Origin of the sequence: Hymenobacter saemangeumensis (assembly GCF_039541835.1) — a bacterium.
GTDB lineage: Bacteria > Bacteroidota > Bacteroidia > Cytophagales > Hymenobacteraceae > Hymenobacter > Hymenobacter saemangeumensis.
The window spans coordinates 72,570-83,411 of the sequence record NZ_BAABGZ010000070.1; the positions used below are offsets into that span (position 1 = coordinate 72,570).

The window sequence follows — 10,842 nt, forward strand, 5'->3', positions numbered from 1 at the left end:
GGAAGTAAGGGTTAGCGCCGACGGCGCGTTGGCGCGCCCGAATCGGCTGAGGACATAGTGGGCAACTCTGACGAGGCGGATGGCGCTGAAGCGCTGGCCGAGGACCCACCGGAACTGCTTCCACCCGATTTGTCTGGTCCGAAGCCCATTTTGCGACCCAGCGCACCGCTTGCCCCACCGCCGTAAGCGCCAGGTAATACTACCCCGCTAACTGCCCCAGCAGCCCCGGCTACGGCCCCGGTGAACATGCCCACGAAGCCCTGCACCGCTGAGGAGCCGATAAGGAAGCTCGTCAGCCAAGGCACCATGCAGTAGAGGATGACGAAGCCGATAGAATTAATCAGGTAGGTTAAATCATCGGCGTAAGCACTTGGCGTCAGGCCTGTGGGCATGAGCACATTACCAGTGCCCGGGCGGGTGGCCGCGTAGTTGGCATAAATGGTATCCAGCAGCGAGTAAGTCAGGGACCAGAACTGCACGGCCATAAAATTCTGCAGCCACTGCTTGCCCAGCTGTGCGAAGGGTGGCAAGGCCGAGAGGCAGATGGCAATCGGGCCGCCCACGTACAAAAAGGCGACGATGTACTGGCGAATCATGACCAGCAACTGCCGAATCAGCGCCACGGTACTGGTGGTGAATAGCTCGGTTAGCAGGTTGATAAGCGAGAACCGGGTGAGCTTGTCGAAGGTGGAAGAGATGTTACTTATCTGCTCGTTTACAAACCCCGCGGTATTAGTAGCTTGGTCTGGTTGAATTGCCGGCGAGCCGGCCGGGTTTGTCAGGCTTCGCAAGGACTGAGCAATAAATCCCGGCTCGTCCGGCGCTACCAGGCTGGAAAACGCCCCGATGGCCCCGCCAATCAAGTCCATGAAGTCCCGGTAGAAGAACAGGATGAAGTACACGAACAAAGCCTTGAGCAGGGGCGAGAAGTCCATGCGCAGCTGCCCGCCCTGCAGGTAGCCGCGGCCCACGGTGTAGAGCAGCGCCACCGAAAGGAAGGGCGGAATCAGGTAGAGCTGGCAGGCCTGCAGCACCTTGCGCAGGGCCCCGTCGGCGGCCGTGATAAAGTCGGTGTCCAGGTCCATGCCGACGAGCAGGAAAAAAGCACCACTCATGCCGACAGCGCCCCCTTGCGCTTGCGCTTTTCCTCCACGAACTGGTCGACGGCAAAGTCCAGCCGCTGCTCGGTGACGGTGGTGTAGGTGGGCCACCCGTCGGCGTCGCGCACCAGGTTGCCCAGCGCGTCGCGCACTTCCACCGGCCGCTGGCGCTGGTAGTGGCGCACGAGCTGGTTGAGGTAGTTACGCTCGGCCGGCCGCGAGGTCAGCACCGCGTCGAGCTGGGGCGAGGCTTCCAGCGCGTACACCTTGGCCTGGGCGCCCTGCTTGATGAAGAACTCCCGGAACGAGTCGGTGGAGCGTACCGAGCGAATCAAATCCATCTCGTGGCCCGTCAGGCCCAGCGGGGCCTGCAGGCGGTTCAGGGAAGCCTCGTTGGAGTGGCGCAGGATGATTTTGGTCGAGGAGTTGTCAATCAGCGTGTAGCCGATGGGCGAGTCGATGATTTCCTGAATGCCCTGGGTGATGATGGTGATGCTGCCGTTGGTTTTGCGGATGGTGCGGTACATCGAGACAATGAACTCCTCGAGCACGCCCGAGAGCAGCGCCCAGGCCTCGTCGAGGGCGATGTACTTCACGGCATCGGGAAACTGCCGGAACAGGTCCAGGCTCAGCTCGGTGATGAGCATGGCCACCACGGGGTAGAGCGTGGGGTCGGTCTTCACGCGCGCCAGGTCAAAGCAGATGAGCGGGTACTGGCTCAGCTGGGCCTCGCGGGTGGAGTTGAGCACCTTGGCGTAGCGACCGCCCGACACGAACTCACCCAGCACGAGGAAGAACTCGTGCATGTCGATGTACTTCATGTCGGTCTGGTACTGGGCCCGCTGCAGGGCCAGCACGGCGATGCTTTCATCCGTAGCATCGCCCTCCCCGGGCGCGGGCGTTTCGGCCCGCATCCACTGGTCGTAGCGCTGCACGTACTTATAAAAGCTTTCCATTCCGGGAAACTCTTCGTCCGACTGGCCCAGCCGCTCGTGCTGGTTCAGGTCGTGGTAGTAGCCGGTCAGAAAGCGCGAGAGGATGGTGCGCTCGCTCTTGCTCAGGGCCCGGTCCTTGCCGCCCTTCCACAGGCCTGCCAGCAGGGCCAGGTGGAAGTTGAGCTTCTCGTCGGAGTAGTGCCAGGGACCGCTTTCGCCCTCGCGCGGCAACAGGAAGGGGTTGAACTCAATCGGGTTCTGCGGGTCGTACTCGAAGTAGGTGTTCTCAAAGTCCGGCCCCGTCAGACTCTGGAACACGTTGCGGTAGGTGCCCCCGATATCGATGATAATCTGGCGGGCGCCGCGCTCGTAGCGCTGCACGATGAAGTTGCCGAAGGTGTAGCTCTTGCCCGAGCCCGAGGGGCCGATGACCAGGGCGTTCTGGTTGTCGAGGTCGGTGTTGAACAGGTTTACCTTAACCAGATTGCGGAACCGGTCGCAGAGATACTCGCCTGTGGGCTCGGGCCGGTACGTGGTAGTCCAGTGGAAGTAACAGGCCGCCCGGTCGGCTGAGGTGGTCAGCCAGCGGTCCGGCACCTGGTAGGCATTGCCGGGGGCCAGGCCGAAGAACAGCGGCAGGGTCAGGTAGCTTTCCACCACGGCCTCGGCCCCGAAGATGGAGCGGAAGGCCGCCGTGGTCTTTTCTACGTGCTCGCGCCGGGCTTGGTCGTCCACGTCCCAGAGCAGCACCGACAGGTGCAGGCCCACGACCTGCTTGCTGCCCGAGCGCACCTCGGCAGTGAACTCGTCAATCTCGGCGGCCCGCAGGTGGTTGTCCTGCGTGGCCAGAAAGGAGAGCGAGTTGTTGATTTTCTTGTCGTTGTCGAGGCTTTTGAGCTCGGCGCGGGAGTCCTGAATCAGCAGGGCCTGCGTCAGCACGTGTGGGCAGGAGAGAAACGCCGTCAGCGGGTAGAGCATGGGCGAGGTGACCCCGTAGCCGTTGCGCACGGCGGGGTGGGCCTCCGAGCCCTGCCCCACCAGCGAGACGATGCTCACCCGGTTTTCGCCCACGGTAAAGGCGCCCGGCACGTTGCTGATTTCGCGGGTCAGGCCGGCGGGCTGCTGGTCAAACTCCAGGTTGAAGTACTGGGTGAAGACCTGCGGCAGCTGGGCTTGATTCAGGCGGCGGTAGTCCAGGCCCCCGAGGCCGCGCAGGCTTTGCAGCAGCTCGGTGGCGATGCGCTCGGCCGTGTCCAGGGTCTGCACGACGCCGGCAAAAGGATTTTTGGCCAGCTTCTCGCCGGCGCGGTTTACCAGAGCGCTCAGCGCATTCGGCCGAACGGGCTTGGTCTCATCCGAGGGCGCGAAGGAGATGAACAGGTACGCCCGGTGAAAGAGCACCAGCCGCTCGGCAAAGTGGGCGTTCATCTTGCCCTCGAAGTAGCCGGGGCGGTTCTCGCCGCCAGTGCTCTGGAATGGCCGGTCGTAGTACACGTCGGTTTTCTGCACCACTGTGCCAACGGGCAGGGTGCGCAGGGCGCCGAGCAGGGCCGACTGTAGGTTGGCAAACTCTTCGGCCTGCCAGCTCTCCATCTCGGGGCATTCAAGCACGAAGCCGACGCCCACGCGACCATCGCGGAAGATGACCTTGTCGTCCTGGTAGGCGTAGGCCGGGTGCAGGTCCGCGAAGTCGGCGGTGCGGGCCGCAGTGCGGTCAGCGGCCTTAGCGGGAAACATGTTCATGCGGGGTGGGAGTTGCGGCGGGGCCGCCCGCCGATGGCCCTGACCGGGCGCGGCCCAGGGCGATGCGGCGCGGCTGCCGCCGGTGGAAGGAAAGCCAGCTGAGCAGAAAGCCCGGCGGCCGGTGCTTGGCCAGGTAGCGCAGGGCGTAGAGCAGCACCACGAGCACCACCAGAATCAGCAGGTAGAGAAAGCGCGGCACGGTGACCACGAGGCCCGCGACGCCGATGGCCAGCACGGCGGCCAGGAACAGGCCCACCACCAGCCCCAGGTCCGGCAGGTTCATGCCCAGCACCTGGGCGGGGCGCTCGATGCTTTTGTAGGAACGCATGGGCCAGTCAGCTTACGGAGTTACCCCGCCTTCGCCGCCGCCCATGGCGCTGGCCAGGTCTTCCTTGAAGTAGTTGAAGCCGAACCAGAGGATGACGCCGCCCATGAGCCAGCCCAGGGCCCCGAGCGCATCCGGAGCGCCGCTGATAAACTTCTGCACCACCCGCACCAGGCCGATGGCCAGCACGATGATGAAGAGCACCTGCACGATGCTGATGACAATGGTCTGCACGCTGCGCAGGGCGCCCACGGCGCGGCCGCCGGCGCCGGCCTGTCCGAATACCAGGGCCGGGGAAGTGGCCAGCAGCAGGGTCATTGCGAAACGTTCGGCGCGGGAAGGTTGATAGGTGTGGCCGGCTGCCAGCAGGCGCAGGCCTCCGGCAGCTACCTGGGCAGCGCCCTGGTGCAGGCGCGTGAGCAAGGGAGTTTGCATGGAAAAGGAAATAGGTGGAAGGATTGGGAAAAGGTGAAAAGCAGGGTTGAGGGCCTCACGCGGTAGCCGGGGCAGCGCGGCGGTTTTCCAGGGCCGTGCTCATCAGCTCGCGCATTTTGGCGCGGCGCTGGGCGGCGGTGAGCTCCACGCCGCGGTTGTGCTCGTCCGTGGCCGTGGGCGCCGGTGCCGAGAGATAGTTGTGCAGTGCGCCCTCCGGTAAGCGGCCGGCTTCGGCAGGGGCGTCTGTGGCTTCACTTGCTGCCCGTGCAGCCACTGGCGTTGGGGCTGCTTCCGGTGCCGCTGCCTCAGCTATGGAAGGCGGGGTTACAGTGGGCTCTGGTGGCGCTACCTCCTCGTCGGGACCTGACGCTACCATGGGCACCTCCAGGGGCGCCGGGTGGAAATCGGCCAGCCGGTAGTGCCGGGTGCGCAACGAGGGATGGTTACCCTCCAGGGGCGGCGGAACCACGTCGGCCCCGGCACTGGCCGGCATGGCAAAGCGCCACCAGAGTACCCCCAGCGCCGCCATCAGCAGCAAAAGCAGCAACCACAGCATCGATTTCAAGCGAAAGGCCGAAGTTTTTTATGAGCAATTGCGGCAACTATACGGAGCACTTCCGTATAAGTTCTGGTTTTGCAGAAGTTTTAAAGCAGCTATGCCGAAGCTTTGGGGTCATTGAACGGCAAGTCCGGCGTAGCCATGTACCGACAGCAATCGGGTAGTGCACGCGGCCGGCTGGTTTGTTACCTTGCACGCCCCTTATTGCTGCTGCATGACCACCTCTGTACCCAATCCGCCGGCTGCCCCCCCCATCGAGCCGGTCAACGCGGGGTTTCCCGACCCCGCGCTCATTGTTTCCTATGCCACTGTTCTGCGCTATATCCGCCACCGCCTCAACACGCTGCTGCACGGGCAGCTCAAGCCCTGGGCCCAGCAGCACAAGTTCAACTACGCCCGGCTGATTGAAATCAAGAAGCTGGAGGAGGAAACCCAGGCCGTGCTGCTGCAGCGCCTGATGGCCCACTTCCAGTTTCCCACCGAGCTGCTGCGCATCATCGTGCACCAGTCGCGCCGCCACTTTTTTCTGTTCACCTCGCCCGAGAGCCTGACCCGCTTCAAGGCCGAGCTCAACCTGTTCGACAACCCGCCTTTCGACGCCCCGGCGTCGCCACCTTCACCCCCTAACTAGCGGAAAGGCCCCGGAGCCTTTTCGCTCCCACGTTGCCCTTTTTGCTATGCCTGCTACCGTTGCTTCCCGTCCCAAGGCGAAACCCGCGCCTGTGGCGGCCTCCCTGGCTCGCCTGCTGCCCGACCCGGCCTTAGCCATTCCCTATGACGAGGCCCGGCGCTACGTGCAGCTGCGCCTGCGCAGCCTGCCCCACGGGGGCCTGCGCGCCACCTGCAATGCCTTTGGCTTTCCCTACACCACCAGCGTGGGCCTGAAAACCGGCAGCCTGCAGCGCGAGGAATACCGCCTGGTGCAAAAGCACCTGCGCGTGTTTGGCTTCGAGACCGAGCTGGTGCGCCTGTACGTCGGTGGCCAGCTCTGCGAGCACTACCTCTTTTCCGACGCTGCCTTGCTGGCTACCCTGCGCGAGCAGCTGGCCGCCCACGAGCAGCTGGTGAGCTAGCGCCTCCCCTTCCCTACTGCCTTCAGGATGTACTCTCCACCCCGGATTCCGGCGGTGCGGCTCGTCTGTACCCGTTTCTGTACCTCTTCTATCCACTCTTATGCCCGCAGCCTCTCCTACTCCGCGCGAAAACGACCCCCAGGAGCTCGACCGCTTCAAGCAATCCATTGACCTAGTAGACTACGCCACCCGACGCCACGGCTACGACGTGAAAAAGGCCGGCCCCCGCGGCCAGTGGCACCAGCTCGAAAAGGACGGCGAGATGCTCATCGTCTCCCGCAAGGGCGACCACCAGGTGTACCTGAACCCCGGCGACGACCGGGATTCGGGCTCCATCATCGACTTTGTGAAAACCCGGGAAAACCAGACGCTGGGACAGGTGCGCCAAACCCTGCGGCAATACCTGGGCGAGCCGGAACAGGGCTGGCAGGCGGCTACCTCTCCCCCACTGCCCGCCCCCACGGCCTATGCGCCCAGGCCCGCCGAGCCGGCGGAGATAGAAACCGAGGCCGAGCGCCGCGCCCGGCTCGTCGCCGCCGTGTTGGGCACCCACGCCGCGCTGACGGACCGCAGCTACCTGCACCACCGCCACCTCTCGGATGACACCATCGACAGCCCGGCTTTTCAGGGGCGGGTGTTTACCAGCCAGCAGGGCAACTTCCGCAACACGGCCTTTCCCCTGTACAACGAGCACGGCATCGCCACCGTGGAGCAGCGCAACGACGACTACAAGCGCCTGCTGCAGCTGCCCAAAACCGGGGTGTGGGTGTCGCACCCCACCGAGGGCAAGGACACGCACGTACAGCGCCTGGTGGTATCTGAGAGCCCGGTGGATGCCATGAGCTACCATCAGCTGCACCACCGCGGCGCCGAGGGGCAGCCCAACACGCTTTACGTGGCCACCAGCGGCACCGTCACCGAGCGGCAGGTGGAGCTGATTCAAAAACTCATCGACAAGCAGGAGCCCAAAGAAGTGGTACTGGCCAACGACAACGACGCGGCCGGGCGGCGCTTCAACATCAATTACCTCAACGAGCTGCAGGCCCCGCGCCGTGCCCGCGAAGTAGCCGATGGCCAGGTGGCCTACGATGAGGCCCCGCGCCCGGTGGAGTGGCACGCCACGGCTGCCGGCAAGTATCACACGGCCCTGCGCGTGGAGTTTCACCATGCCACCCGCACCGAAGGTACCGAGCACCTGACCCAACTCACCGCCCAGGTGCAGCAGCTAAGGCCATCGGCGGATGAAGCGGTGGCGCTGGAAGTGCAGCGGGCTACCCGGCAGCAGACCGTGGTGCGCCTGGTCGTGCCCAACGCCGACAGTCACGCCCTCGAAGAGCTGGCCCGCACGCTTCACACCCAGCGCGAAACGCAGCGCGGGCAGCTGGAGCGGCAGCCGAACGAGCCTGGCCGCCAGCCCGAGAACTTCATTCGCACTGAGTACGCCATCAGCAAGGATTTCAACCGCGACCTGGAGCTGCTCAGCCAGGGCCTCACCCGCGAGCAGGTGGCCCAGCAGGCCCGCGCTGACGAGCAGGCCAAGGAGCAGCAGCGCCAGGAAAAAGCCCGGCAGCAGCAGGAGCAGCGCCAGCAGGCGCAACAGCGCGAAGCCGGGCGGGAGCAGGAGGCCAATTCCCCGGAAGCCCAGCGCCGGGAGGCGGAGCAGCAGCGCCAGGCCGCTGCGCTGGCCGTAGCCGCGGCCGGCGGCGACCCGGCGCTTCAGCGCGCGGTGCAGCTCACGGTGACTGAGCCCACCCCGGCGGACGAGGCGACCCCCAGCCAGGCCCAGCAGATGCGCGAGCTGCTGCGCAAGGCCGGCGCGCAGGTGGAGCTGCGGGCGGAAGCAGACCCTGCCAGTGGCCAGCTGCGTAGTGAGCTTGACGTGCGCTACCAGCCGCACGCTACTCCCGGCGGCCTGCGCCAGCTCAGCCAGACGCTTGACGCGCTGGAGAAGTCCCCGCTGGTAATACTGCGAGAGGATGCCGCCGAGCAGGCCGAGCGCCGGCAGTTAGCCGCCCTGCCCCCGGAGCAGTCGGTTACCAAAAAGGCCATCGTCCGCATCGACGAGCCCGAGCCCCGAGCCGGCGCTAACGGAAAGGCGGAAGCCGTGGCCGAGCAGTTGCGCGAGGCAGGCCTGAACACCGGCTCGCTGCGAAGTGCCACCGACCCGGCCACGCACCAGCGCCACAGCGAGATTGAAGTCAGCTACCGGCTCGACCAGCCCAACCTAGCCCGGGCCAGTGCCGCCCTGGATGACGTGGCCCGCCAGCCCGGCGTGCAGCTGCACGAACATTCCGGCGACCGGGCCGAGCGCCACCGTCTGGCGCCTACCGGCATCAATGCCAATGGCCTGGCCGAACGGACGGCCGGTCCGGAGCGGTAGGGCTGTTCGGTTTACTGAGCGAATTCCCTTGAAATATGCCCTGATTTTTTAGTTTTGCAGCATTAGCAAGCTGCTAACCATGCTGGCGAAAACAGGTTATTCTTCATTTCAAGCGCCATTCGGTCTGCTGCAGGCAGGCCGGACCCTGGCCCCGGCTGCCCTTCACCTGCTGCCGATTTCCGAGCGCCCGGCCCTGTTCGTGGGTCCGCATCGAGGCTAATCCAACTTTCTGGTAAACATCCCCCGCAGCTCCTGCGGCTGCCCGCGGCTTGCCTGTAGCCGACGGGCCGGGCTGTCATTTTCCGGACTCCGCTCTCGCGGCTGTCCCGGAACCCTCGTTGCATCCTTTTCCACGCCATTACCCCGTTATGCTATTTACCGGTCACCGGCATTTTTCTGGTTTTTGCCCCGACATGAAGGGGATACTGCTAGAGCTCATCCGCGACACGTACACGCCCTTGCTGAAGCTGCCGCCGCACCTGCCCGATGAAACCTGGCTGCTTGCAGTTGGCAAGGCCGACCCCGTGTTTTTCTACCTCTATGATGGGGTAGGTCAATTACAAATTGGCGAAGCTTCCCGGGAATGCCTGCTGCAATGTCTAAAACAGGAACTCGGTGAGCCCGAATGAGTCGGTTCTCCAACAAGCAGAAGTGCCCGCCAGCCCCGTGCCTGTCGGGCACTTCTGTTTTTCATTTTAACAGTGGAACAGCAGCCTAAATCCAGGGACAGGGGCAGTGGGGAAGAAATGGTTTGACAACTGCAAATAAAGCGAAAATCGTTGTTTAAAAAGCAACAATAAGCTCTTGTTTCGCGTTTAATAAGTAAGGAAACGGTTTTAGAAACAGTTACTTAGCCTCTACTTAGCGATGAAAAAGCAAGCCCGCCCCGCCGCCGAAAAAACTAGCCGTCCCGACGTGTACCAGATTGTGACGGACCGCGTCATTGCCGCCCTCGAAGCCGGCCAGATTGCCTGGCGCAAGCCTTGGCACGCGGCCTACGGGCTGCCCCGCAACTACGTCAGCGGGCGGGCCTATACCGGCATCAACGCCTTTCTACTGCACCTGGTAGGCGGCACGCCGTTCTTTCTCACGTTCCGGCAGGCCCGGGAGCTGGGCGGCAACATCCGCAAAGGCGCCAAAGGCATGCCCGTGATTTACTACAACGTCACGACCCGCACCGACCAGCAAACCGGCGAGGAAGAGAAAACGCCTTTTATCAAGTACTACACCGTCTTTTCGGTTGATGACGTGGAAGGCGTGGAAATCACCCTGCCAGAGCAGCCCCAGGACCGCGCCCACGAGCCTCTGGCCGCGGCCGAAGCCCTGGTGTCCAACTGGACCGGTGGCCCCCGCATCGAGCACGGCGGCGCGCAGGCCTACTACGCCCCTGGGCCCGACGTGGTGAACGTGCCCCGGCCGGAAACCTTTACCAGCGGCGAAGCCTACTATTTGACCCTGTTTCACGAGCTGACCCACGCCACCGGGCACACCAGCCGCCTGGACCGCCCCGACCTGGCCGAAGCCCTGCGTCCGGGGGGCCGCGTCGGCTACGCCCGCGAGGAGCTGACCGCCGAGATGGGCGCCGCCTTTCTCTGCGGCCACGCGGGGCTAAACCCGGGCGCCACGCTGGAAAACACCGCCGCCTACCTGCAGTTCTGGCTGGAGCAGCTGCGCGGGGATAAGAAGCTGGTGGTGCAGGCCGCCAGCCGCGCCCAGCGGGCTGCGGAGTTGATACTCGGCAACGCAACCCCCAACGAAACGGAGCCCGACCCGCAGCCCACTTCTCCCGCCGCCGCGGCTGAGGTCGTGGCCAGCGGGGAGGCGCAGCCAGCGCCCCCTGTGGAGGCCGGCGCCGTGTCGCCCCGTCCTACCTTGCCGGCCTTGCCGCCGGTGGTTCTGGGTCAGGAAACCCTGCCTTCGCTGACCACGGTCGTCGTGGCCACGCAGCGCATCGAGCTGACCCGCCTGCTGGAGCATCCCGCTTTTACCGATGAGCAGCGGCGCACGGCCACGGGCCGGATTCTGGCCGAGTGCGACCCCGCCCGCCTGGGCCGTTGGCTGACCAACATCATACAGCGGGTGGCTGACTGGGAAGAGCACACCCTGGCCGAGGAGGCGCGGCACAACCCGCACCTCTACCCGGCCGATGACTGCTAACGCTATGTAGTCACCGCCTTCCCTGTTTGCTTTTATCGGCGGGGCCAGGGCCGGGGGCAGTGGGGTACCGTCCCACCGGCTCTGGTCTGCCGTTTTACCTTCTTCTTGACATCCTATGCCTGCCTCCCCTCCCCC

At 64.6% G+C, this 10,842-nt stretch carries 10 protein-coding genes; 5 read left to right on the top strand and 5 right to left on the bottom strand.

Annotated features, from left to right (window positions below):
* Positions 1–11 precede the first annotated feature (11 nt).
* From ABD919_RS17040 to ABD919_RS17060, 5 genes are read right to left on the bottom strand one after another with little or no spacing between them, the layout of a single operon-like run.
* Complete coding sequence (locus ABD919_RS17040) at positions 12–1,115, bottom strand: hypothetical protein (RefSeq protein WP_345237249.1); 1,104 nt, start codon at positions 1,113–1,115, stop codon at positions 12–14.
* Positions 1,112–3,778, bottom strand: coding sequence for a VirB4 family type IV secretion system protein (locus ABD919_RS17045; RefSeq protein WP_345237250.1), 2,667 nt, complete (start codon positions 3,776–3,778; stop codon positions 1,112–1,114). The genes ABD919_RS17040 and ABD919_RS17045 overlap by 4 nt, the downstream gene beginning before the upstream one ends.
* Positions 3,759–4,106, bottom strand: a complete 348-nt coding sequence (locus ABD919_RS17050; protein ID WP_345237251.1) for a hypothetical protein — start codon at positions 4,104–4,106, stop codon at positions 3,759–3,761. The genes ABD919_RS17045 and ABD919_RS17050 overlap by 20 nt, the downstream gene beginning before the upstream one ends.
* 12 nt (positions 4,107–4,118) lie before the next feature.
* Positions 4,119–4,538: a hypothetical protein gene (locus ABD919_RS17055; protein ID WP_345237252.1), complete on the bottom strand. Its 420-nt coding sequence runs from the start codon at positions 4,536–4,538 to the stop codon at positions 4,119–4,121.
* A 55-nt stretch (positions 4,539–4,593) separates the two neighbouring features.
* Positions 4,594–5,094, bottom strand: coding sequence for a hypothetical protein (locus tag ABD919_RS17060; protein WP_345237253.1), 501 nt, complete (start codon positions 5,092–5,094; stop codon positions 4,594–4,596).
* Positions 5,095–5,311: 217 nt separating this feature from the next.
* On the opposite strand from ABD919_RS17060, the gene ABD919_RS17065 reads away from it, so the two are divergent.
* The 5 genes from ABD919_RS17065 (at position 5,312) to ABD919_RS17085 (ending at position 10,707) form a co-directional block, all read left to right on the top strand.
* Positions 5,312–5,728, top strand: coding sequence for a hypothetical protein (locus tag ABD919_RS17065; RefSeq protein WP_345237254.1), 417 nt, complete (start codon positions 5,312–5,314; stop codon positions 5,726–5,728).
* Between the two features lie 46 nt (positions 5,729–5,774).
* Positions 5,775–6,170 (top strand): hypothetical protein, encoded by a 396-nt coding sequence (locus ABD919_RS17070; RefSeq protein WP_345237255.1) that lies wholly within the window; start codon positions 5,775–5,777, stop codon positions 6,168–6,170.
* Between the two features lie 100 nt (positions 6,171–6,270).
* Positions 6,271–8,550, top strand: coding sequence for a toprim domain-containing protein (locus ABD919_RS17075; RefSeq protein WP_345237256.1), 2,280 nt, complete (start codon positions 6,271–6,273; stop codon positions 8,548–8,550).
* Positions 8,551–8,918: 368 nt separating this feature from the next.
* A complete protein-coding gene (locus ABD919_RS17080) occupies positions 8,919–9,179 on the top strand; it encodes a hypothetical protein (protein WP_345237257.1) in 261 nt (86 codons plus the stop codon).
* Positions 9,180–9,417: 238 nt separating this feature from the next.
* Positions 9,418–10,707 (top strand): ArdC family protein, encoded by a 1,290-nt coding sequence (locus ABD919_RS17085; RefSeq protein ID WP_345237258.1) that lies wholly within the window; start codon positions 9,418–9,420, stop codon positions 10,705–10,707.
* The last annotated feature ends 135 nt before the right edge of the window (positions 10,708–10,842 follow it).